The sequence below is a fragment of the Pseudoroseomonas sp. WGS1072 genome (assembly GCF_049340465.1).
Taxonomy (GTDB): Bacteria; Pseudomonadota; Alphaproteobacteria; order Acetobacterales; family Acetobacteraceae; genus Pseudoroseomonas.
This window is the reverse complement of the sequence record NZ_JBMPSU010000001.1, coordinates 3,018,584-3,040,527: the sequence shown is the minus strand read 5'-3', so window position 1 is coordinate 3,040,527 and position 21,944 is coordinate 3,018,584. Positions and strand designations below refer to the sequence as shown.

General features: G+C 73.9%; 25 protein-coding genes. 15 read left to right on the top strand and 10 right to left on the bottom strand.

Going from position 1 to position 21,944, the window contains the following annotated elements:
• The 4 genes from pgsA to ACF3NH_RS14275 are packed head-to-tail and all read left to right on the top strand — an operon-like array spanning position 1 to position 2,025.
• Positions 1-636, top strand: a complete 636-nt coding sequence (gene pgsA / locus ACF3NH_RS14290) for a CDP-diacylglycerol--glycerol-3-phosphate 3-phosphatidyltransferase (RefSeq protein WP_198367854.1) — start codon at positions 1-3, stop codon at positions 634-636.
• 58 nt (positions 637-694) lie between these two features.
• Positions 695-1,306 carry a hypothetical protein gene (locus ACF3NH_RS14285; RefSeq protein ID WP_198367855.1) on the top strand — a complete coding sequence of 204 codons (612 nt, stop codon included), beginning with the start codon at positions 695-697 and terminating at the stop codon, positions 1,304-1,306.
• A 2-nt stretch (positions 1,307-1,308) separates the two neighbouring features.
• Positions 1,309-1,560, top strand: coding sequence for a molybdopterin converting factor subunit 1 (gene moaD, locus ACF3NH_RS14280; RefSeq protein ID WP_198367935.1), 252 nt, complete (start codon positions 1,309-1,311; stop codon positions 1,558-1,560).
• A gap of 3 nt (positions 1,561-1,563) precedes the next feature.
• Positions 1,564-2,025 (top strand): molybdenum cofactor biosynthesis protein MoaE, encoded by a 462-nt coding sequence (locus ACF3NH_RS14275; RefSeq protein WP_422923706.1) that lies wholly within the window; start codon positions 1,564-1,566, stop codon positions 2,023-2,025.
• Positions 2,026-2,038: 13 nt separating this feature from the next.
• On the opposite strand, the gene ACF3NH_RS14270 is transcribed toward ACF3NH_RS14275, so the two are convergent.
• The 5 genes from ACF3NH_RS14270 to ACF3NH_RS14250 all read right to left on the bottom strand — a co-directional run bounded on the left by ACF3NH_RS14270 (position 2,039) and on the right by ACF3NH_RS14250 (position 6,904).
• Positions 2,039-2,884, bottom strand: coding sequence for an SDR family oxidoreductase (locus ACF3NH_RS14270; protein ID WP_422923704.1), 846 nt, complete (start codon positions 2,882-2,884; stop codon positions 2,039-2,041).
• Positions 2,881-4,221: a glutamate--tRNA ligase gene (gene gltX / locus ACF3NH_RS14265; RefSeq protein WP_198367858.1), complete on the bottom strand. Its 1,341-nt coding sequence runs from the start codon at positions 4,219-4,221 to the stop codon at positions 2,881-2,883. Before gltX ends, ACF3NH_RS14270 begins: the two co-directional genes overlap by 4 nt.
• Entirely contained in the window at positions 4,218-4,616 is a 399-nt protein-coding gene (locus ACF3NH_RS14260; RefSeq protein WP_422923702.1) for a hypothetical protein, read from the bottom strand. Before ACF3NH_RS14260 ends, gltX begins: the two co-directional genes overlap by 4 nt.
• 4 nt (positions 4,617-4,620) lie before the next feature.
• Positions 4,621-5,418, bottom strand: a complete 798-nt coding sequence (locus ACF3NH_RS14255; RefSeq protein ID WP_422923700.1) for a hypothetical protein — start codon at positions 5,416-5,418, stop codon at positions 4,621-4,623.
• Positions 5,419-5,992: 574 nt separating this feature from the next.
• Positions 5,993-6,904 (bottom strand): EamA family transporter, encoded by a 912-nt coding sequence (locus ACF3NH_RS14250; RefSeq protein ID WP_422923698.1) that lies wholly within the window; start codon positions 6,902-6,904, stop codon positions 5,993-5,995.
• 241 nt (positions 6,905-7,145) lie between these two features.
• Here ACF3NH_RS14250 and ACF3NH_RS14245 point away from each other — a divergent pair, with 241 nt between their 5' ends.
• From ACF3NH_RS14245 to ACF3NH_RS14230, 4 genes are all read left to right on the top strand, one after another.
• Positions 7,146-7,649, top strand: coding sequence for a type III secretion system chaperone family protein (locus ACF3NH_RS14245; protein ID WP_198367861.1), 504 nt, complete (start codon positions 7,146-7,148; stop codon positions 7,647-7,649).
• Positions 7,646-8,479, top strand: coding sequence for a pyrroline-5-carboxylate reductase (gene proC / locus ACF3NH_RS14240; RefSeq protein ID WP_422923695.1), 834 nt, complete (start codon positions 7,646-7,648; stop codon positions 8,477-8,479). Before ACF3NH_RS14245 ends, proC begins: the two co-directional genes overlap by 4 nt.
• 74 nt (positions 8,480-8,553) lie before the next feature.
• Positions 8,554-9,177, top strand: a complete 624-nt coding sequence (locus ACF3NH_RS14235) for a TetR family transcriptional regulator (protein WP_198367863.1) — start codon at positions 8,554-8,556, stop codon at positions 9,175-9,177.
• 68 nt (positions 9,178-9,245) lie between these two features.
• Positions 9,246-9,677, top strand: a complete 432-nt coding sequence (locus tag ACF3NH_RS14230; RefSeq protein WP_422923693.1) for a phasin family protein — start codon at positions 9,246-9,248, stop codon at positions 9,675-9,677.
• Positions 9,678-9,720: 43 nt separating this feature from the next.
• Here the strand turns inward: ACF3NH_RS14230 and ACF3NH_RS14225 are convergent, their stop codons facing one another.
• The 3 genes from ACF3NH_RS14225 to ACF3NH_RS14215 are packed head-to-tail and all read right to left on the bottom strand — an operon-like array spanning position 9,721 to position 12,406.
• Positions 9,721-11,106 (bottom strand): ATP-binding protein, encoded by a 1,386-nt coding sequence (locus ACF3NH_RS14225; RefSeq protein WP_422924800.1) that lies wholly within the window; start codon positions 11,104-11,106, stop codon positions 9,721-9,723.
• 11 nt (positions 11,107-11,117) lie between these two features.
• Positions 11,118-11,855 (bottom strand): response regulator, encoded by a 738-nt coding sequence (locus tag ACF3NH_RS14220; protein ID WP_198367865.1) that lies wholly within the window; start codon positions 11,853-11,855, stop codon positions 11,118-11,120.
• Positions 11,852-12,406 (bottom strand): MarR family winged helix-turn-helix transcriptional regulator, encoded by a 555-nt coding sequence (locus tag ACF3NH_RS14215; RefSeq protein WP_198367866.1) that lies wholly within the window; start codon positions 12,404-12,406, stop codon positions 11,852-11,854. Before ACF3NH_RS14215 ends, ACF3NH_RS14220 begins: the two co-directional genes overlap by 4 nt.
• A 115-nt stretch (positions 12,407-12,521) precedes the next feature.
• Between ACF3NH_RS14215 and ACF3NH_RS14210 the strand changes: the two genes are divergently transcribed.
• From ACF3NH_RS14210 to pyk, 3 genes are all read left to right on the top strand, one after another.
• Positions 12,522-13,430, top strand: coding sequence for a branched-chain amino acid aminotransferase (locus ACF3NH_RS14210; protein ID WP_422923690.1), 909 nt, complete (start codon positions 12,522-12,524; stop codon positions 13,428-13,430).
• A 67-nt stretch (positions 13,431-13,497) separates the two neighbouring features.
• A complete protein-coding gene (locus ACF3NH_RS14205) occupies positions 13,498-14,781 on the top strand; it encodes a glycerate kinase type-2 family protein (RefSeq protein WP_422923688.1) in 1,284 nt (427 codons plus the stop codon).
• A 45-nt stretch (positions 14,782-14,826) separates the two neighbouring features.
• Complete coding sequence (pyk, locus tag ACF3NH_RS14200) at positions 14,827-16,260, top strand: pyruvate kinase (protein ID WP_198367869.1); 1,434 nt, start codon at positions 14,827-14,829, stop codon at positions 16,258-16,260.
• A gap of 12 nt (positions 16,261-16,272) precedes the next feature.
• Here pyk and ACF3NH_RS14195 read toward each other — a convergent pair whose 3' ends face one another.
• Positions 16,273-16,854, bottom strand: coding sequence for a tetratricopeptide repeat protein (locus ACF3NH_RS14195; RefSeq protein WP_422923685.1), 582 nt, complete (start codon positions 16,852-16,854; stop codon positions 16,273-16,275).
• A 261-nt stretch (positions 16,855-17,115) separates the two neighbouring features.
• On the opposite strand from ACF3NH_RS14195, the gene osmF reads away from it, so the two are divergent.
• From osmF to ACF3NH_RS14175, 4 genes are read left to right on the top strand one after another with little or no spacing between them, the layout of a single operon-like run.
• The gene (gene osmF, locus ACF3NH_RS14190) at positions 17,116-18,072 is read left to right on the top strand and encodes a glycine betaine ABC transporter substrate-binding protein OsmF (protein WP_422923683.1); all 957 of its coding nucleotides are present in this window, start codon (positions 17,116-17,118) and stop codon (positions 18,070-18,072) included.
• Position 18,073: 1 nt separating this feature from the next.
• Positions 18,074-19,276 (top strand): ABC transporter permease subunit, encoded by a 1,203-nt coding sequence (locus tag ACF3NH_RS14185; RefSeq protein WP_422923681.1) that lies wholly within the window; start codon positions 18,074-18,076, stop codon positions 19,274-19,276.
• Complete coding sequence (locus tag ACF3NH_RS14180; protein ID WP_422923679.1) at positions 19,273-20,205, top strand: ABC transporter ATP-binding protein; 933 nt, start codon at positions 19,273-19,275, stop codon at positions 20,203-20,205. The genes ACF3NH_RS14185 and ACF3NH_RS14180 overlap by 4 nt, the downstream gene beginning before the upstream one ends.
• On the top strand, positions 20,202-20,924 hold the full coding sequence (locus tag ACF3NH_RS14175; protein WP_422923677.1) for an ABC transporter permease: 723 nt from the start codon (positions 20,202-20,204) through the stop codon (positions 20,922-20,924). Before ACF3NH_RS14180 ends, ACF3NH_RS14175 begins: the two co-directional genes overlap by 4 nt.
• A 15-nt stretch (positions 20,925-20,939) precedes the next feature.
• Here ACF3NH_RS14175 and ACF3NH_RS14170 read toward each other — a convergent pair whose 3' ends face one another.
• Entirely contained in the window at positions 20,940-21,941 is a 1,002-nt protein-coding gene (locus ACF3NH_RS14170; RefSeq protein ID WP_422923675.1) for a branched-chain amino acid ABC transporter permease, read from the bottom strand.
• Positions 21,942-21,944: the final 3 nt, after the last annotated feature.

The window sequence follows — 21,944 nt, the reverse complement described above, 5'->3', positions numbered from 1 at the left end:
TTGCCGACCGACCTGCCCAACCTGCTGACACTCTCCCGCATCGCCGCGGTGCCGCTGCTGGTGCTGCTGGCCGCGCTCCAGGCGCCCTGGGCGGATCTCGGCGCCTGCGCCGTCTTCTCCATCGCCGCCATCACCGATTATTTCGATGGCAAGATCGCGCGCGAGCGGCAGCTGATCTCGGCCTTCGGCCGCATGCTGGACCCGATCGCCGACAAGCTCCTGGTCGCTGCCGCCCTGATGCTGCTGGCCGGCCTGTCGCGCCTGTCGCTGCTCGGGCTGCTGCCGGCCATCGTCATCATGCTGCGCGAGATCCTGGTCTCGGGCCTGCGGGAGTATCTCGCCGGCCTGGCCGTCGGCCTGCCGGTGACGCGCCTGGCCAAGTGGAAGACCGGCGTGCAGATGACCGCCCTGGGCGTGCTGCTGGCCGGCGATACGGGTGCCTCGGTGATCGGCCTGGGCCTCCTTCCGGTGAGCGCCATCGGCGAGGCGCTGCTCTGGCTGGCGGCGATCCTGACCCTGGTGACGGGCTGGGACTACCTGCGCGCCGGGCTGCGCCATGCGGAGGCGCAGGACACGGCCCGGCTCACCCGCCCGGACCAGCCGGTCGCGGGCACGAAGGAACTCTCCCGGCCTTGAGCCAGGGCGCCCGCCACCGCATCTTCGTCAGCATGAGAACGAGCCAGGAGCAGCCGTCATGAGCCAGCCGACACGCATCGCGGCGGGGAGTTCCGGAAGGGTGCGCCCCCTCGGACTGGCCCTGCTGCTCGGCCTGGGCGGCTGCGCCCAGATCCTGACCGGCGAGCAGGTGGTGGTGCCTTCGGACAGCCTGACGGCGCAGCGCATCCTCGGCGTCGACGTCGCGATGGACCCGCTGCTGCCGGTGGCCGGAAACGTCTGGCCGGAGGGCGAGCCGGAGCGCACCACGCTGGCGACGCCCGACACCCCCTTCCGGCCCGACGCGGCCGATTCCGCGACGGTGCCGCGGGCCGCGCCGCCGCGCCGGGGCTCCTCCACGCCCCCCGCGCTGCTGGAGCCCGGCACCACGGTGGGCCGCCGCATGGTGGACCAGCAGGCGCCGATGACGCTGATGGCGCCGCCCCCGCCGCCCGCCGCCGCGCCGGTGCCGCGCTATGACGGGCAGGTGATCCAGACGCCGAACGGCCCGGCCGTGACCAGCGGCGGCGGACCGGCCTACCGTACCTACAACCTGCCTGGCGGCGGCTCGGGGATCGCGACTCAGCAGGGCGGCACCACCACCCTGCTCGGCGCCGATGGCAGCATCACCCAGGTTCCGACGCCGCGCTGACCATGCAGATCCTGTATTTCGCCTGGGTGCGGCAGAAGGTCGGCCTGGCCGAGGAGCGGCTGGAGCCCCCGGCCGAGGTGCGGGACGTGGAGGGGCTCATGCGCTGGCTCGCCGGGCGCAGCCCCGGCCACGCCGCCGCCTTCGCGCAGGCGGATCAGATCCGCGCGGCGGTGAACCAGGAGTTCTGCGGGCGGGGGCAGCCGGTCGCGGCGGGGGACGAGGTCGCCTTCTTCCCCCCCGTGACGGGCGGCTGAGCCATGCCGACAATCCGCGTGCAGGAGGCGGCGATCGACCTGGGCCGGGAGAGCGCCGCCCTCTCGGCCGGCCGGGCGGACGTCGGCGGCATCGCGAGCTTCCTCGGCCTCTGCCGCGCCGATGACGGCATCGCCGCCCTGGTGCTGGAGCACTATCCCGGCATGACCGAGCGGGCGCTCGCCGCCATCGCCGCCGAGGCCGAGGCACGCTGGCCACTGACCGGCTGCACCGTGGTGCACCGCGTCGGGCGCATCCTGCCGGGCGAGCCGATCGTGCTGGTGCTGGCGGCCAGCGCGCATCGCGCCGCCGCGCTGGAGGCCTGCGCCTTCCTCATCGACTGGCTGAAGACCCGCGCCCCCTTCTGGAAGCGCGAGGAATTCGCCGATGGCCGGGAACGCTGGGTCGAGGCCCGTGCCGGCGACGACGCCGCCGCCGCCCGCTGGCGGGACGCGGCGCCCGGCTAGAAAAGCAGTCCGGTCAGGCCGCCCCGAAGGTCTCGGACAGGCCGGCCGTCAGGGACCGCGGCGAGACGCCAAGCTCCCGCCGCATCGGGCCGATGTCGAAGGCCTTGTCCTCGGTCAGCCGGCGGATCTCGTCGGGGCCGATCTCCGGCAGGCCGGGCAGCCGCGCGCTCAGGCGCGCCAGGAGGCGCAGCGGCGCCGCCGGCACCGGCAGGACCGGCCGCATGCGCAGCCCGGCGGCCGCCGCCACCGCGGCCAGGAAGTCGCGATAGGCCAGCGGCTCCGGCCCGGCCACGACCAGGGCCTGCCGCCCCTGCCAGTCGCGCAGCAGGGCGGCGAGCAGGCTGGCGGTGACATCGCCCTGATGGATCGGCTGCACCAGGGCGCGGCCACCCCCCGGCAGGGGCGCCACCGGCAGGCGGCGCAGCAGCGCGGCCAGCCGCTGCACGTTGTTCTCGCCCTGGGCGCCGTAGATCATCGTCGGGTGCAGCATCACGCCGCGATGCGCCCCGGCCAGGAAGGCGGCCTCGCCGGCCCGCACGCCGTCCCCATGTGCGTCCGGCCAGCGCGAGAAGCGGCGGGTGGAGCCCATCAGCACGAGCTGCGCCGCGGGCGGCGCCGCCGCCAGGATGGCCGGGGTCCAGCGCGCATGCGCGCAGCTCGCCACCCGCCCGACACCGGCCAGCGCGGCGCGCAGCGCGCCGGCATCCTCCAGCCGGGCGACGCGCGGCGTCCCGCCCAGGCCCAGCGCCGCCCATCGCGCCGGATCGCGCACCACCGGAACATACTCCAGCCCGCGCGCCGCCAGCGCCCTGCAGAGCGCGGCCCCCGAGCGGCCGGAGGCGCCGATGACGGCGATCACGCGGCCGCCCGCAGCCGCTCGGCCGCGCGCTCCGGCCCGATCACCGGCAGGAAGAGCCGCAGCTCCGGCCCGTGCTCCTCGCCGGTCAGGGCCCGGCGCAGCGGCAGGAACAGTGCCTTGCCCTTGCGGCCCGTCGCGGCGCCCAGGGCACGGGTCCAGTGGCCCCAGCTCGTCTCGTCCCAGGGACCGGGGGGCATGCAGGCCAGGGCGGCGCGCAGGAACTCCGCCTCCTCCGGCTGCGCCGGCACCTCGATCGGCTCGCGCGCCACGGCCCACCAGTCGCGCGCCTCGGCCAGCAGGTCGAGATTGCCGCGCACCGCCAGCCAGAAGGCCTCGTCGGCGCCCTCGGGCAGGCGGTCGCGCACCGCGGCGAAGTCCAGCCCGTGCAGGTGGCGGCGGTTCAGCGCCAGGAGCTGGGCGGGATCGAAGCGGGCGGCGCTGCGCGAGAAGCGGCTCAGATCGAAGTCGCCCGCCAGTTCCGCCGGCGCGGCGGCGACCGGATCGCGTGAGGAGCCGAGGCTTGCCAGATAGCCCACCAGCGCGGCGGGCTCGATGCCGTCCCGCCGCAACTGGCGCAGGCCCATGGAGCCGAGCCGCTTCGAGAGCTGGCCGCCCTCGGCATCGGTCAGCAGCGGCAGATGGGCGAAGCGGAGGGCGCCCGGCCTGCCCTGCGCCCGGCCGCCCAGCGCCTCCAGGATATCGATCTGCACGCCGGTGTTGGTGACATGGTCCTCGCCGCGCAGGATATCTGTGATGCCGGTCTCCAGATCGTCGACCACCGAGGTGAAGGTGTAGAGGAAGGAGCCGTCGGCGCGGATCAGCACCGGGTCGGAGATGGCGGGCAGCTTGACCTGCCGCCGGCCCAGCACCCCGTCCTGCCATTCCACCGTGCGAAGCGACAGCCGGAAGCGCCAGTAGGGCTGCTTGCCGTTGTCGAGGGCGCGCTGCAGCTGCTCCGGCGTCATCTTCAGGGCGGCGCGGTCGTAGACCGGGGGCCGGCCCTGGCGCTGGCGCTGCTCACGCTTGAAGCGCAGCTCCTCCTCGCTCTCGAGGCAGGGGTAGAGGTGGCCGCTCGCCTTCAGCCGCTCGGCCGCCGCCGCGTACCGCTCCAGCCGGTCGGTCTGGCGGAAGCTCTCGTCCCAGTCGAGGCCGAGCCAGCGAAGGTCCTCCTCGATGGCCGTGGCGTATTCCGGCTTGCTGCGCCCGATGTCGGTGTCATCAAGGCGCAGGATGAAGCGGCCGCCATGCCGCCGCGCCAGCAGCCAGTTGGCCACCGCGACGCGGGCATTGCCGACGTGGAGATAGCCCGTGGGGCTCGGGGCGAAGCGGAGCCTCACGCTCCCTCTCCCGCCTCGCCGTCCTCATCCTCCTGGCGGCGGGGGTCGAGCACGCGCCAGTTGCGCTCCTCCGCGTCGCGGCAGGGCTCGGCGGCGAAGCCGCGGATCTCGCCGCCGCTCTGCCAGCCCTGGCTGTCCCCGGCCCCGACCACCTCGGCATCCTCGCCGAAGGCGAACCACGCGGCCAGCACCTCCTCCGGCGTCAGGTCAGGGGCGCGGCAGCGCTCGATGCTGTCGCGCACATAGCGCCGGGCGAAGGCATTGGCCTGGGCCAGGCTCGGGAAGCCGCGCACCGTCTCCAGCGGCTCGGCGCCATTGGCCCCGGAGAGGTCGCGGATATGCACGCTGAACCCGCCCTGCGGCGCGAAGAGTGTGGTGTCGAAATCGCCGCTCATGCCGTCACGCCCATTCATCCGGTTCATCGGGGCCGGGCAGCGCCGGCGGATACCGCCGGTCATGGCCGAAGGCCCGCCCGCTCAGCCGCAGCCCCGGCGGCGCCCGGCGCCGCGCGGCCTCGGCCGCCAGCATCCGCCGCCACAGCGACCGCACCCCGGCGGGGTCGTATCCCCCGGCGGCGATGGCGTCCACACCCTTCTCGCCCCGCAGCAGGGCCTCGAGGACCGCCTCCAGGGCCGCATCGGCGGGCGGTGCCGGCAGGCCGCGCGCCCGGGCCAGCGCCGCCCATTCGCCGCGCCACAGATCCCGCAGGGGCGCGAAGCCCTCCCCCGCCCCCGCCCCTGATCCGCCCACAGCCCGGAGCTCCAGGGCCATGGCGGTCTTGTCGAGGCCGTGGAGCCGCAGCGGCCGGCGCGGCCCAGGGTGGCGCGGCCCAGGGTGGCGCGGAGCGCAGGCCGCCGCCAGGGCGGCCAGCAGCGGGGCGGCCTCGCCCTCCGTCGCCACGGTGATGCCGTCATGGCCGCCCGCCCGGATCTCCGCCCGCAGGCCGCAGTACAGCGCCCGCCAGAGCCGGTCCATCGCCGTCTCCTCCGGCGGCAGCGGCGCCATCCCGGCCTGCCAGCCGCCGGCTTCCGCCTCCAGCGTGACCGGCAGGGCCTCCGGCGTGAAGTCCGGCAGGCGCGCCGCCAGACGCCGATCGGCGTTCAGCGCGAAGGCGCCGCCGGGAAAGACCAGCCCCTCGGCCGAGCCCAGCAGGCCGAGCGACAGCCAGGGCAGGCCAGTCTCCACCACCCGCGCCACGGCACGATCGATGGCGCCGTCCGGTGGCGCCGTCGAAGGGCCGCGCCCGCAGGTGGAGCAGGAGTTCGGCGCCGGTCTCCGCCAGGGTCTCGGCCACGGCAGGGTCCTCGGCATCGGCGCCGGTCAGGACGCCGAGGCGAAGGCCGCGAAAGGCCATCGGCCCCGGCGCCGGACCGGGTGCCAGCCCTGGCGCCGGCACGGGCGGATCCGGCGTTGCGCCGGGCGGCGCGTGGGTGGCGCGCCGGGCCAGGATGCGGCCGCCATCGATCAGCACCGCGCCCTCCCGCGCCGCCCCGCCGTCCGGCCCCCTCTCTGGCCAGAGCGCGCCCAGCAGCAGGCCCGGCCCGCCGCCGGCGGTGAGCGCTGCGAGGCGCCGCAGGCAGGCCTCGCAGCCGGCCAGGAAATCCGGCTGCCGGCCGAGGTCGCCGAGCGGCGCGCCGGTCAGCGCCGCGCGCGGCAGGACCAGCAGATCGGCCCCCGCGGCCTGCCGCAGGGCGGCGGCGATCCGCGCGGCATTGCCGTCCGGGTCTCCCGGGCGCGGCGCGAAGGGCAGCAGCAGGAGGCGCTGCACGGCTCAGCGCCCGCCGCCGAGGACGCCCAGCATCATGCCCGCCGAGACCAGCACGACGCCGAGCAGCCCGGCCGCGCCCAGCGGCTCGCCCAGCAGCGGCCAGGCCAGCAGCGCCGCCAGGGCGGGCACCAGGGCGGTGATGGTCGTTGTCGTGGCGCCCCCCAGCGCGGTCACGGCCCGGGTGAAGAGGAAGCCCGCCACCGCCACGGCCAGGACACCCTGGTAGACCAGGTGATAGGCCAGGGTGAGCCCTCCCACGCCCTCGAACGGCAGGCCGCGCAGCAGGAGCCAGGGGGGCAGGTAAAGCAGCGGCGGGTAGAGGGCGAGGATCGTGGCCGCGGCGGTGGCCGGCACGCGCCACAGCCGGAGCATGACGGTGAAGGCCGCCCAGGACAGGCAGCCCAGCAGGAAGATCAGATCCCCCCGCCAGGCGCCGGGGTGCAGACCAAGGCTGCCCAGGGCCAGCAGGCCGATGCCCAGCCCGACCACGCCGAGCGACAGCAGGCGCCGCCGGCTCCAGCCCTCGCCCAGCACCAGGGCCGCCAGCAGCGCCGTGGCGAAGGGCAGCAGGCCCGTCATCAGCACGCCGCCATGCGCGGCGGGGGCGTAGCGGGTTCCGACATAGGCGGCGAAGGGGAAGCCGAAGGCGGCGGTCGCCATCAGTGCCAGGGTGCGGCGCCAGGGAAGGCGTGGCCAGCCGAAGGCCGCGGCCATGGCCAGCCCGACCGGCAGCGAACCCAGATAGCGCAGCGCCGCCAGGTCCCAGGGCAGCAGGCTCTGCTGGGTGGCGAGGCGGGCGGAGAGGATGAAGCCGGTCCAGATCGCCAGCACGCCCAGGGCGCAGGCGAGGCCGATGCCCCGTTCACCGCGGGCGGCGAGCGCGGGGGCGGCCAGGCTGGCGGAGTCGGCGGACATGCCGGCCAGCTTAGGGCTTCCCGACCCCGTATCCAGGCCCCACGCCACGGCGGGATGGCCGGCCTGTGTCACCGGCATGCTGCAGCGCCAAAAAAACCTTGCGCCGCAGCAGGAGACTCGTCTCTTCGCTCTTGCGGCGGGAATTGCCGGCGCGATAAGCAATCCATTGTGGTGCGGGCATTTGGCTTCACCCAAGATCTGGGTGGCCCTGTCCCCCTCGACCCGGGAAGGAGGTGCCGCGATGTCCGGCCTGCAAACCGTCGACCGCGAGCGTGCAATCAACCCGCTCGACGTCCTGGAGCAGATCGTGGCCGCCAATGAGTGGGTGTTCGAACGCCGCTCCGATGGCGAGATGGCCGTGGAGGTTCCCGGCAAGTGGTGCGACTACGGCCTGTTCTTCTCCTGGTCGCAGGAGATCAGCGCCATGCATTTCACCTGCGCCTTCGACCTGAAGGTGCCGGCCAACCGCCGCGGCCCGCTCTACGAACTGCTGGCGCTCGCCAACGAGAAGCTCTGGATCGGCCATTTCGGCATCGACAGCGATGACGGAACCCCCGTCTACCGCCATGCCGTGCTGCTGCGCGGCGCCTCCGGCGCCAGCGCGGAAAGCCTGGAGGACATGGTGGACATCGCCATCACCGAATGCGAGCGGTTCTTCCCCGCCTTCCAGTTCGTGCTCTGGGGTGGCAAGCCGCCGGCCGAGGCGCTGTCCGCCGCCATGCTCGACTGCGTCGGCGAGGCATGAACGAGGAGGCCGCCGCCCCTCCGGCCCCGCTGCCGCCGATCCTGCTGATCGGCTGCGGCAAGATGGGCGGCGCCATGCTGCAGGGCTGGCTGGAGCGCGGCGTGGAGCGGGTGGTGGTGATCGAGCCGCATGGCGAGGCAACCGCCGCCTTCGCCGGCCGCGTCACCCGCCTGGCCGAGGCCGCGGCGCTGCCGGCGGAGTTCCGCCCGGCCGCCGTGGTGCTGGCCACCAAGCCGCAGCAGGCGGAGGCGGCGCTGCCCGCCCTTGCCCGCCTCGCCGGGCCGGAAACCCTGTTCCTCTCCATCATGGCCGGCAAGACCGTGGCGGGGCTGGCCGGCCTGCTCGGAGGTGACGCCCGGCTGGTCAGGGCCATGCCCAACACGCCGGCGGCGGTGCGGCAGGGTTTCACCTGCGCCTGCGCCGGACCGGGCGTGACCGAACCCCAGCGCCAGCTCGCCGATGCGCTGCTGGCGGCGGTGGGCGAGGTCGCCTGGGTGGAGCGGGAAGGCCTGCTCGATGCCGTCACCGCCGTCTCGGGCGGCGGACCCGCCTATGTCTTCCTGCTCGCCGAAGTGATGGAGCAGGCTGCCGTCACCCAGGGGCTGCCGCCGGATCTGGCGCGCCGCATGGCCCGCCGCACCGTCGCCGGCTCCGGCGCGCTGCTGGCCGCCAGCCCGTTGGATGCCGCCGAGCTTCGCCGCAACGTCACCAGCCCCAAGGGCACCACCGAACGGGCGCTCGCCGTGCTGATGGCACCCGAGGCCTGGCCCCGCCTGATGTCGGAGGCCATCGCCGCCGCCACCGAGCGTTCGCGCGAACTGGCCGGATAGGCCGGGCGATTTTCCCGGGCATTCCGGCCGGACGCCCCATTGGCGAAACCGGCCGGCGGCCCCACACTCCCTGCATGAACGACACGCAATCCCCGATCCGCGACGAGGCGCTGATCGATGCCCTCTGGCCGCTGGTGGCCGAGCGCGGCTGGAACGGCTTCGGCCTGCAGGATCTGGCCGGGCGCGCGGGCATCACGCTGGAAGCGCTGCGCGGACGGGTGCCCGGCAAGTTCGCCCTGCTCTGCCTGCATGCGCGGCTCGTCGATCAGGCCGTGCTGCGCGATGCCGGCCTCAATCCCAACGGGACCCCGCGCGACCTCCTCTTCGATGCCCTCATGCGACGCATCGACCTGCTGCAGCCGCACCGCGCCGGCATTCTCCGCCTGGGGCGCGAGATGCGGAGCAACCCGGCCCTGGCCCTCGCCCTGGCCCCGGTCCTGGCCGGCTCGATGGCCTGGATGCTGGAGGCGGCGCGGCTCGGCGCCTGCGGCCCCGCCGGGCTGCTGCGGACCAAGGGGTTGGTGACCGTCTGGCTCGCCACCCTGCACGCCTGGGAGCGCGACGACAGCATGGATCTCGGCCCGACCATGGCGGCGCTCGACCGCGCCCTGGACAAGGCCGACCGCGCCGCCCGCCTGCTGCGCCTGGGCGGCGCCCAGCCGGAGGAGGCCGCCGCCGCGGGAGGCGCCGCCGCCTGAGGGCATCCCGCCTCCTGGCGGAGATGGCCGGCACACAAGACCCGCAGGAACAGAGAAGGGACGCGACCATGTCTGACGCCAAGAATTCGGGCCCGGAGACGGACATCATGCGAATGCTCTCGGAGTTCAGGCTCCCCGCCATGCCCGATGCCGAGGCCCTGGCGGCGGCGCAGCGTCGGAACTTCGAGGCCCTCTCGGCGGCCAACCGGATCGCGATCGAGGGCGCCCAGGCCGTCGCCCGCCGGCATATGGAGATCCTGCAGCAGTCCATGCAGGAGATGACCCAGGCGATGCAGAGCGTCACCGCCGAGGGCGACCCGCAGGACAAGGCGGCGCGCCAGGCCGAGTTGCTGAAGTCCACCTACGGCAAGGCGGTGTCGAACATCCAGGAGATCGCCGAGCTGATCCAGAAGTCGAACGCGGAGGCGCTCGGCCTGCTGAACAGGCGCTTCGCCGAGGCGATGGACGAGGTGAAGGGTCTCATGTCCAAGCCGGGCTGAATCGCCCGGGCCCCGGGCCGCCAGGCCCGGGGCCGCCCCTACCTCATGCCGGCAGACGCACCCGCGCCCGCAGCCCGCCGAGCGGACTGGCCTCAAGGGAGATATCGCCGCCATGGGCGCGCGCGATGTCGCGCGCGATGGCCAGTCCCAGCCCGGTACCGCCGCTCGAGAAGCTGGTGAAGGGCTTGAACGCCTCCTCGCGCGACACCTCGGGAATGCCGGGCCCGTCATCATCGACGGTGATCTGCACCCAGCGCCCCGGTGCCCGCCCGCCTTCCTGGCGCATGGTCTCGTCGATCGCCACGGCGATGCGCCGGGCATGGCGGCGGGCATTGTCCAGCAGGTTGCCGAGGCAGCGCCGCAGCGCGTCGATCCGCACCGGCAGGACCAGCGCCTCCGGCGTGTCCACGGACACCGCCGCGCCGTCCTTGCGGGCCCGTTCGGCGAGGTCGCGCACCATCTCCGCCAGATCGGCGGGCTGCGACTGCTCCAGCCCCTCCCCGCGCGCGAAGGTGAGGTAGGTCGCGATCATCCGGTCCATCTCCGCCACATCCTCGGTCATGGCGGCCGCGTCCTCCTCGGCGCCGGGCGGCAGCATGGCGAGGCCGAGCCGCAGCCGCGTCAGCGGCGTGCGCAGATCGTGGCTGATGCCGGCCAGCATCTCGGTCCGCTGGCTGATGAAGCGGCGGATGCGGCCCTGCATCTGGTTGAAGGCCGCCGCTGCCTGACGCACCTCGCGGGCGCCCTCCGGCTTGATGGGCCCCACCTCCCGCCCGACGCCGAAGGCCTCCGCCGCGCTGGCCAGCCGGCGGATGGCGCGCACCTGGTTCTTCATGAACAGCGCGGCGACGATGAAGAGCAGCAGCGAGGTGCCCACCAGCCAGATGACGAAAAGGTAGAGCGTGCCGAAGAAGAGGCGCTTGCGGGGCGCCTCGACATGCAGCAGCCCGTCCGGCATCTGCACGCGAATGATCACGCTGCGCGGGTCGCTCTGCCAGTCGGTGTCGAAGGGAAGCCCGACGCGCTCCTGCAGCGCCTGGTTCAGGTCCCCCTCCAGCGGCAGGATCGGCAGCCAGCTCTGGCGCGCGGCGCCGGGCGCGATCACCGCCCCCGGCTCGAAGGCCAGCGACAGGTCGAGCCGCCAGGCGGCCTCGCGGAAGATCCAGCCCCGCTCGCTCTCCAGCGGATGCCGCGACAGCAGCTCGACCACCATGCCGACATCGCCGGCGACGCCGCCGGCGAGGCGCCGCGAGATGACGTCGAGATGCCCGCCATAGAAGAGCTGCAGCGCCACGCCCTGAAGGATCAGGAGCGGCAGCAGGATGATGAGCAGGGCGCGCCCGAGCAGGCCGCGCGGCAGGATCAGCCGCAGCGGCGCGCCCAGGGCCCGCAGCGGCGCCCGCAGCAGGCGGCGCAACGGCGGCATCATGCGCATCGTGCTCAGGTTCCGGGCCTCAGCACATAGCCCCGGTGCCGGACGGTCTGCAGGAAGCGCGGCTCGCGCGGATCGGGCTCGATCTTTCGCCGCAGGCGGGTGACCTGCACGTCGATGGCGCGCTCGCCGGCCTCCGGCGTGCCCAGGGCGGCGGCGATCTCCTCGCGTGTCAGCACCTCGCCGGCGCGTCGGGCCAGGGCGCAGAGCAGCGCCGCCTCGCCGCCCGTCAGGCGCTGCGTGCCGTCCTGGCCGCGCAGCTCTCCCCGCTCCGGGTCGAACCAGTGCGCGCCGAGTTGCACCGGGGCCAGCGGCAGGTTGGCCGGCAGCGCCGGCGCGGCGCGCTTGAGGATGGTGCGGATGCGCAGCGCCAGCTCGCGCGGCTCGAAGGGCTTGGCCAGATAGTCATCCGCGCCGTGCTCGAAGCCGGCGATGCGGTCGTCCGGCGCGCCGGCGGCGGTCAGCATCAGGATCGGCACCTCATGCCCCTCGCGCCGCAGGCGTTCGGTCAGCTCCAGGCCGGATTCCCCCGGCATCATCACGTCGAGCACCAGCAGGTCGAAGGCCATGGACTGCAGGGCCTGCCGGGCCACGGCGGCGTCCGCCGCGGCGGTGACGCGGAAGCCCTGCTCGGCCAGGAAGCGTTGCAGCAGGTTGCGCAGCCGGGCATCGTCATCGACGACCAGCAGATGCGGTTCGGCGCCCGCGGCCGGCAGGGCGGCCGGCGCGCTGCCAGGCTGGCTCATGCGACTTTCCTCGATCCCGCGCCTCCGGGCGGCACCGGCCGGGTCTCGGGCAAGGCGCGGTCGAGCTGCGTCCGCGCATCCTCACCCATCAGGCCGCGCATCACCCGGCGGAAGCCCTCCACCGACACCGGCCCGGCCTCGCGATAGGCCCGCATCACCCACTCCTTCTGCCGCTCGAACAGCCGGCGTTCCAGCGCCTGCCCCGCCTCGGTCAGGGAGAGGAGGCGCTGGCGCCGGTCGTTCCGGCCCGGCGTCTGGACAACGTAGCCCTCCTCGACCAGCGGCGTCAGCACCCGGCCCAGCGACTGCTTGGTGATGCCGAGAATAGCCAGCAGGTCACCCACGGTGATGCCGGGACGGCGGCCGACGAAATGCAGCACACGATGATGTGCGCGGCCCATTCCGAGCTCGGCCAGCAGCGCGTCCGGCCCCGCCGTGAAGTCGCGATAGCCGAAGAAAAGCAGGTCCTGCGCCAGCCGCAACTCCTCCTCGCGCAGGAAAAGGAGCTGGCGGCCGGCGCCCACGGGCTTGGCGTCCGGTGTCTCGGGCATTCCTGGCATGCGTCCCCGTTTGGTCAGATTTGTTGACATATTATTGCCGATAGTTTTACCCCTTTAGCTGATAAGGAAATAAAATTTCTTATTCAATGGTTCAAGGAGCATGAACATGAGTCTGGTCCCCTTCGACGATCGTGACGGCTGGATCTGGTTCGATGGCAGGATGGTGCCCTGGCGGGAGGCCGGCCTGCACGTTCTGTCGCACGGGCTGCATTATGCCAGCGCGGTCTTCGAGGGCGAACGGGCCTATGGCGGAAATATCTTCCGTCTGCGCGCGCACACCGAGCGGCTGCTGGCTTCCGGCCGCCTGCTGGGCTTCGAGATTCCCTGGTCCGCCGAGGCCATCGACGCCGCCTGCCGGGAGGTGCTGTCCCGCAACGGCCTGAGCGATGGCTATCTCCGCCCCATCGCCTGGCGCGGCTCGGAGCGGCTCGCCATCGCGGCGCGCGACACGCGCATCCATCTCGCCATCGCCGCCTGGGCCTGGCCCAACCTCTTCGGCGAGGACCGCCTGCGCGGTATCCGCCTCGGCATGGCGCGCTGGCGGCGGCCGGCGCCGGACACCGCGCCCACGGCCAGCAAGGCCTCGGGCCTCTACATGATCGGCACGCTCGCCAAGCACGCGGCGGAGGAGGAAGGCTTCGACGACGCGCTGATGCTCGACTTCAAGGGCGATGTGGCCGAGGCGACCGGCGCCAACATCTTCTTCGTCATGGACGGCGCGCTGCACACGCCGGAGCCGTCCTGCTTCCTCGACGGCATCACGCGGCGAAGCGTCATGGCGCTGGCGCGGCGCCGACAGATCGACGTGGTCGAGCGCCGCATCGCTCCGGAGGAGATCGCACGCGCCAGCGAGGCCTTCCTGGCCGGCACGGCGGCCGAGGTGACGCCGGTGCGCGCCATCGGCGACAGGACCTTCACCACCTCCGCCATGACCGAGGCCCTGCTCGGCGACTATGAGGCGCTGGTTCGGCTGCCGCCCGCCGAGGTCGCCGCCCGCCTCGGCACGGCGGCCTGAGCCCCCCGCCTTCCGCGCGGCGGGGCTTCGGGCCAGTATGGCGGCGAGGATTCCCGGGGGATGCCGCATGAGCTGGACCGACGACACCGCCCGCGACGCGTTGCGCCGCCTGTTCGACGCGGCCGTCCGCGCCGCCGATCCGCGCGCCATCCTGGCCGGCCACCTTCCGGCTCCCCCGGCGGGGCGGGTGGTGGTGGTGGGCGCCGGCAAGTCGGCGGCGGTGATGGCGGCGGCCGTGGAGGCGGCCTGGCCGGAGGTGGCGCTGTCGGGGCTGGTGATCACCCGCTACGGCCATGCCGTGCCGACGCGCCGCATCGCGGTGGTGGAGGCGAGCCACCCGGTGCCGGACGCGGCCGGCGAGGCGGCGGCGGCGAGGGTGCTGGCCGCGGTCCAGGGCCTCGGCCCCGAGGATCTGGTGCTGGCGCTGATCTCGGGCGGCGGCTCGGCACTGATGGCGCTGCCCGCGGCCGGCCTGACGCTCGCGGACAAGCAGGCGGTGAACCGCGCCCTGCTTGCATCCGGCGCCACCATCCAGGAGATGAACTGCGTCCGCCGGCATCTCTCCGCCATCAAGGGCGGACGGCTGGCGGCCGCGGCGGCGCCGGCCCGGCTGCTGACGCTTGCCATCTCCGACGTGCCGGGCGACGACCCGGCGGTGATCGCCTCCGGCCCCACCGTGCCCGATCCCTCGACCTTCGCCGAGGCGCGCGCCATCGTGGCGCATTACGGCATCGACCTCCCGCCCGCCGTGGCCGCGCATCTGGAGGCCGCCGCCGGGGAGACGCCGAAGCCCGGCGACGCCTGCTTCGACCGCGCCACCTTCCGTCTGATCGCGGCGCCGCAGAGGGCGCTGGAGGCCGCCGCCGCCGAGGCCCGCGCGCTCGGCCTGACGCCGCTGCTGCTCGGCGACGCGCTGGAGGGGGAGGCCAGCGTGCTCGGCACCGTGCTGGCCGGCATCGCCCGCAGTGTCCGCGCCCATGGCCACCCCCTGCCCGCCCCCGCCGTGCTGCTCTCGGGCGGCGAGACCACCGTCACTCTCCGCCCCGGCCAGAGGAGCGGCCGGGGCGGGCGCAACCTGGAGGCGCTGCTGGGCTTTACCCTGGCCGCCGCCGGCGCGCCGGGGCTCTGGGCGCTGATGGGGGACACCGACGGGATCGACGGTTCGGAGGACAATGCCGGTGCCATCGCCACGCCCGACACGCTGGCGCGGGCGGCCGCCGCCGGGCTGGATGCGCGGGCGCTGCTTGCGTCACATGACAGTCACGGGTTGTTCAGCCCGCTGGGCGATACCATCGTGACGGGCCCGACCCTGACCAACGTCAATGATTTCCGCGCCATCCTGATCGCCTGAGGCCCCGATCCGCCTCCGGCCCGACTTCCAGAAGGATTTCCGCCTTTGCCGCCGCGCATTCCGCTTCGCCGCCGCCGCCGCACCAAGATCGTCGCCACGCTCGGCCCCGCCAGCTCCACGCCGGAGGTCATCGAGCGTCTCTATCGTGGCGGCGCAGACGTCTTCCGGCTCAACTTCAGCCATGGCAGCCATGAGGACCACGCCCAGCGGATCCAGATGATCCGCGCGCTGGAGAAGAAGGTCGGGCGCCCGATCGGCATCCTGGCCGACGTCCAGGGGCCGAAGCTCCGCGTCGGGCGCTTCCAGGGCGGGCGCGTGCAGCTGCAATCGGGCCAGCACTTCCGCCTCGACCTGAGCGCCACGCCGGGCGACGTGCGCCGCGTGCAGCTGCCGCATCCGGAGATCATCGATGCCGCCCGCATCGGCACCACCCTGCTGCTGGATGACGGCAAGCTCCGGCTGCGCGTCCTGCACAAGCGGGACGACCATCTGGAGACCGAGATCCTGGTCGGCGGCCCGCTCTCCGACCGCAAGGGGGTCAACGTGCCGGACGTGGCGCTGCCGATCCCGGCGCTGACCGAGAAGGACCGCGCCGACCTCGACTTCGTGCTGCCGCTCGGCATCGAGTATATCGGCCTCTCCTTCGTGCAGCGCCCGGAGGATGTCGCCGAGGCGAAGCGCATCGCCGATGGCCGTGCCTGGGTCATGGTGAAGATGGAGAAGCCGCAGGCGGTCGAGAACCTGGAGGGCATCCTCGGCGAGACCGACTGCGTGATGGTGGCGCGCGGCGATCTCGGCGTCGAATGCCCGCCCGAGGAGGTGCCGCTGATCCAGAAGCGCATCGTGCGCGAGGCGCGGGCGCGCGGCCTGCCCGTCGTCGTCGCGACGCAGATGCTGGAGAGCATGATCACCGCGCCGGCGCCCACCCGCGCCGAGGCCTCGGACGTCGCCACGGCCGTGTTCGACGGCGCCGACGCGGTGATGCTCTCGGCCGAGAGCGCCGCCGGGCAGTACCCCTACGAGGCCGTCAACATGATGGACCGCATCCTCTCCCGCGTGGAGCAGGACGGCGGCTGGCGGCAGATCACCGATGCCGCCCGGCCAGCGCCGGAGAAGAATTCCGCCGGCGCCATCGCCGCGGCGGCACGGCAGGTCGCGGAGACGATCGGCGCCGAGGCCATTGCCACCTTTACTGCCACCGGGTCCACGACGCTGCGCGTCGGGCGCGAGCGCCCCGCCTGTCCCATCCTGGGCCTGACCTCGAGCGAGGCCACGGCGCGGCGGATGGCGGTGATCTGGGGCGTGCATCCGCTGCTCTCGCATGAGCCGCACAGCATGACCGACATGGTGCAGAAGGCGGTGCGCGCGGCGCAGACCGAGGGCTTCGCGCAGAGCGGTCAGGAGATCGTCGTCACCGCCGGGGTGCCCTTCGGCACGCCCGGCACCACCAATGCGTTGCGGGTCGCGACGGTGAAGTAGGGGGCAGGCGGCTCAGGCGTCCTCGCCCAGCGCCCGCCGGCGCAGGGCGCGCAGCCGCTCGGCCCCGCCGCCGATCCAGGGATGCAGGGAGACGGCCTCCTGCATGGCCCGCAGCGCCCCCTCCCGATCGCCGGCCTGCTCCCGGACCATCGAGAGCAGGGTCAGGGCGCCGAAGTGGCGCGGCTGCAGGACCAGGGCCTGGCGCAGGTCCTGTGTCGCCGCCGCGAGGTCGCCCAGGACCAGCAGCGCCTGCGCCCGCATCAGCCAGGCCTCGGCATAGGTCGGTTGCAGCACCAGGGCGGCATCGAAATCCTCGACGGCGTCGCCGGCGGCCTCGGTCTCCAGGTTGCGCTGGCCGCGCCGCATCAGCAGCGCCACCGCCGGCGAGGCCTGCTGGGCCCAGAGCCCCCGGATGCGGGCCTCCAGCGCCCGGCCCGCCGTCTCGTCGGGCGCCGCCGGCAGGGCGTCCAGCAGCCGCTCCACCTCGCCCCGTCGCGCCTCCGGCGCGGGTGTCTGGACGAGCGTCTGGGCCGGCGCCAGTACCGGGCAAAGGGCGGACAGCAGCAGGGAGCACAGAAGCGGACTGGCGCGCATACCGCCAGTTTGAGGCCGCGGGCGGCGGAAAGCGCAAGGGAAAACCCCGCACTTCACGGTGCCCATCGGTGCCGGAAACGTGTCTCGCGCCCCGGAGGGCGCACCGCCGCGCGGGCTTGGCAGCGGCCGCGTCCAGCCGGCAGCATGACGGGCCGCCACCATCGGGCGGCTCAGGCGTTGCCGCTGTCATGATGCCCATCGGCCTCCCAAGAGGGTCCCCCAAGGAGGCCGACCGGTGGGCCAACGATCGGAGAGCACCCGGTGAACCCTTCCCGCCTCGCCCGCCGCACCCTCCTGACCGCCGCGCTGGCCGCCGGGTTACCATTGGGGCTGCTCACCCCGATGTCCCGCTCCGCCCGGGGCCAGACCGGGCAGCCGGTCACCGTCGCCTCCAAGCTGGACACGGAAAGCGCCCTCCTCGGTGAGATGATCGCGCAGGTTCTGGAGGCGAAGGGGGTCGCCGTGCGGCGGCGCCTTCAGCTCGGCCCGACGCGCATCCTGCGCGAGGCGATCCTGGCCGGCGAGGTCGACATCTATCCGGAATACACCGGCAACGGCGCGTTCTTCTTCCAGATGGAAACCGATCCGGCCTGGCACGACGCCGAGCAGGGTGCGGCCAAGGTCCGGGCCCTGGATGCCGAGCGCAACAACCTCGTCTGGCTGCGCCCGGCCGCGGCCAACAACACCTGGGCCATCGCCGTGCGGCGTGACCTGGCGCGGCAGGCGAAGCTGGCCGGCATGGCGGATCTGGCACGGCATCTCGCCGCCGGCGGGGCCTTCAAGCTGGCCGCCTCGGCCGAGTTCGTGGAGAGTCCGGCCGCTCTTCCCGCCTTCCAGAAGGCCTATGGCTTCACCCTGCCGCCGGAGCGGCTGCTGGTTCTCTCCGGCGGCGACACCGCCGTCACCATGCGCGCCGCCGCGGAGGGGCTGAACGGCGTCAACGCCGCCATGGTGTACGGCACGGACGGCGCCATCCAGGCGCTCGACCTCGTGGTGCTGGACGATCCGAAGGGGGCGCAGGTGGTCTACCGGCCGGCGCCGGTGGTGCGCCGCCCGGTGGCCGAGCGCCTGCCGGAGCTGGCCGCCTGGCTCGATCCGGTCTTCGCCTCGCTCGGCCTGGAGACCCTGCAGACGCTGAATGCCCGCATCGTGGTCGAGGGCCAGCCGGCGCAGGAGGTGGCGCGCGCCCATCTCGGCGGCCTCGGCCCGGCCCGCTGAGATGCCGCGCCCCCTGGCGCTGGCGGTGCCGGAAGACCGCGCCCGGCCCGCGCCGCCGCGCGAGGCCCTGGCGGTGGCCATCCTAGCCGCGCTCGCCGCCCTCTGCCCTTTCCTGCTGGGCTGGATCTCCCTCGCGCCCAACCGCCTGTTGAGCCCCCGGCCCGTGGCCTTACCGATGCAGGCGGGCACCGGCATCGCGGTGGCCTGCTTCCTCGCAGGCTGCCTCGGCATGGTGCTGCTCTCGCGGCGCGGGCGCGGCCTGCCCTGGGCCGAGCTTTCCGCCGCCCTGGCCTTCGCCGGGCTGCTTGGCGCGATCGGCCTGGGCGCCGGCGCGGTGCTCGGGGAGGCGCCCCGCATGGCCCGCGCCATGCCGGCGGCGGGCTTCTGGCTGGCCGTTCTGCTGCTGGCCCTCGGTGCCGGAAGCTGCGCCGCCGGGCGGGGCGCGACTCCGTCCCGCTTCCTGGCCCTGGCGGTGGTCGGCGGCGGCCTCTTGCTGGCGCTCGGCCTGCTCGACGGCCTGTCGGTGGTGCGCGAGGGTCAGGCACGGGGCGAGGAGCTGCGCACGGCGCTGGTCGGCCATCTGGCGCTGGCCGGGGGTGCGCTGGGGCTGGCGCTGCTGGTGGCGCTGCCGCTCGGGCTCCTGGCCCTGCGGCAACCGCGGCTCGAGATGGCGCTCATGACCCTGGCCAACGGCTTCCAGGTGGTGCCGTCCATCGCCCTCTTCGGTCTGCTGATGGCGCCCCTGGCCAGCCTCGCCACCACTTGGCCGGCGCTGCGGAGCTGGGGTATCGGCGGCATCGGCGCCGCCCCCGCGACGCTCGGAATCGCCGCCTATCTCCTGCTGCCGCTCGCCAGCGGTCTGCTGGCGGGGCTGCGGGTCGCGCCCCCCGCGCTGGTCGACGCCGCCCGGGGCCAGGGCATGACGCCGTGGCAGATCCTGCTGCGCCTGCGCCTGCCGCTCGGCCTCGGCGTCATCCTCGGCGGACTGCGCCTGGCGGCGGTGCAGGCTGTGGGCCTCGCCACGCTGGCGGCGCTGATCGGCGGCGGCGGGCTGGGACGGCTGGTCTTCCAGGGCATCGGCCAGCTCGCCACGGATCTGATCCTGCTCGGCGTGATGCCGGTCGTGGCCCTGTCCCTGCTGGTGGATGCGGGGCTGGCGGCGCTGCAGGCCCGGCTCGGCGCGGCGGGGAGTCCGGGCCGGTGATCCGCTTCGAGGGGGTGACCCGGCGCTATGGCGAACGGGCGGCGGTGGACCATGTCACGCTGGAGGTGGCCGAGGGCAGGCTCTGCGTGCTGCTGGGCGAATCCGGCTCGGGCAAGTCCACGCTCCTGCGGATGGTGAACCGGCTGGCCGAGCCCTCGGCCGGCCGCGTGCTGCTGCGCGGACGCGACGTGGCGGGGATCGAGCCGGAAACGCTCCGCCGGGGGATCGGCTATGTCATCCAGTCGGTCGGGCTGTTCTCGCACTGGCAGGTGGCGGAGAACATCGCCACCGTGCCGCGCCTGCTGGGCTGGGAGGCGGGGCGCATCGCCGCGCGGGTGGATGCGCTGCTGGCGCTGGTCGGGCTCGACCCGGCCCGCTTCCGCGACCGCTACCCGCACGAGCTGTCCGGTGGCCAGGCGCAACGCGTAGGGCTGGCCCGGGCGCTCGCCGCCGACCCACCGGTGCTGCTGATGGACGAGCCCTTCTCCGCGCTCGATCCCGGCACCCGGCGCGACCTCCAGCGGGAGCTGCGCCGCATCCATGGGGAGACCGGCAAGACCATCCTCTTCGTCACCCATGACGTCGAGGAGGCGCTGGCGCTGGCCGACCTCCTGGCCGTGCTGGAGGATGGCCGGCTGATCGCGCAGGGCCGGCCCGCCCAGGTGATGGAGCAGGACGGCGAGCGCAGCGTGCGCCGCCTCTTCGGCGAGGAGAGCATGGCCTTCCACCGCCTCGCCACCCTCCCCGCCCAGGCCCTGGCACAGCCGGAGGACGCGGAGGACGACCTGCCCGTGCTGCCGGCCGGGGCCAGCCTGAAGCAGGCGCTGTTGCTGATGCTGGAGCTGGGCGCCGACCGGGTGGCGGTCCTCCCCGATGGCCCGCATGGCGGCGGCACCCTGTACTGGGCCGATCTGGTGCGGGCGGCATGAGGCGGCCGGGGCTGGCGGGGCTGGGCGTGAACCTGGCGGGCTTTCTTCTCGCCCTCTGGGCGGCGCCGCGCCTGCCGGGCCTGTGGCGCGCCCTGTTCCCGGAGATCGCCCGGCCCGTCTGGGAGAGCCAGGGCTGGTTCGCGCTGCTTTTCGAACATCTGCTGCTGGCGCTCGGCGCCGCTGCCCTGGCCACGCTGATCGGGCTCGGCGCCGGCATCGCCTGCACCCGCGGCGCGGGGCGCCGGCTGCGCCCGGTCTTCGACGCCGCCTTCGCGCTGGCCCAGGCCATCCCGCCCGTGGCGGTCATCGCGCTTGCCCTGCCCCTGCTCGGCTTCGGCGCGGCGCCGACGCTGCTGGCCCTGGTGCTCTACTCCGCCCTGCCGGTGATGCGGAGCACGGTGACCGGGCTGGATGCCGTGCCGGCCACCGTGCTGGACGCCGCGCGCGGCCTCGGCATGGGGCCGGGGCGCATCCTGGCACGGGTGGAGCTGCCGCTCGCCCTGCCGGTCATCCAGGCCGGGCTGCGCGTCGCGGTCGTGCTCGCCATCGCCACCACGGCGGTGGGCGCGGTGGCCGGGGCGCAATGCCTCGGCACGCCGATCGTCACCGGCCTCGCCAACGGCAACACCGCCTGGGTGCTGCAGGGCGCGGTCTTCACCGCCTGGCTGGCGCTGATCGCCGACCAGGCGCTGCGGCTCGGTCTCGCCCCCCCGCGCTGAGCGCGGCGTGGCGCGTCAGAGCCGGACCTTCAGCAACCGCGCCAGCTCACCCACGATCCCGGCGCGGAAGGCCAGCACGCAGGCGACGAAGATGCCGCCCTGGATCACCGTCACCCAGGCGCCAAACTCGGCCAGGTAGTTCTGCATGGTCACGATGACGGCGGCACCGACCACCGGGCCGAAGACCGTGCCAAGGCCGCCCAGCAGCGTCATCAGCACCACCTCGCCCGACATGGCCCAGTAGACATCGGTCAGCGTGGCGATCCCGAAGACGAGCGCCTTGGTGCCACCGGCGATGCCGGCCAGCGTCGCCGAAAGGGTGAAAGCCATCAGCTTGTAGTCGTCCGCCCGGTAGCCGAGGGAGATGGCACGCGGCTCGTTCTCGCGGATCGCGGTCAGCACCTGGCCGAAGGGCGAATGGACCGCGCGGTTGATGAAGAGGAAGCCGGCCAGGAAGACGGCGGCGACGACCCAGTAGAGGCTCATGTCCCGGCCGAGATCGATGACGCCGAGAAGCGCCCCGCGCGGCACCCGCTGAATGCCGTCCTCCCCGCCGGTGAAGGGCGCCTGCAGGCAGAAGAAGTAGACCATCTGCGCCAGCGCCAGGGTGATCATGGCGAAGTAGATGCCCTGCCGCCGGATGGCGATCCAGCCGGCGACCACGCCGAGCCCGGCCCCCACCGCGCCGCCGGTCAGGATGGCCAGCTCCGGCGTGAAGCCCCAGACCTTGGCCGCATGCGCCGCGAGATAGCCGCCCATGCCGAAGAACATGGCATGGCCGAAGGAGAGCAGCCCGACATAGCCGATCAGCAGGTTGAAGGCGCAGGCGAAGAGGGCGAAGCAGAGCAGCTTCATCAGGAAGACGGGGTAGAGGAAGAACGGCCCGGCGATCAGCAGGGCGAGCAGGATCAGGAAGGCGATGCTCTGCGCCCGGTTGAAGCCGAGCGCGGAGAGGCCCGGCAGGCCCGGCGCGTCCTGCGCCACCGGCGCGGCGATGGTGCTGGCATGGCTGGCCATGGT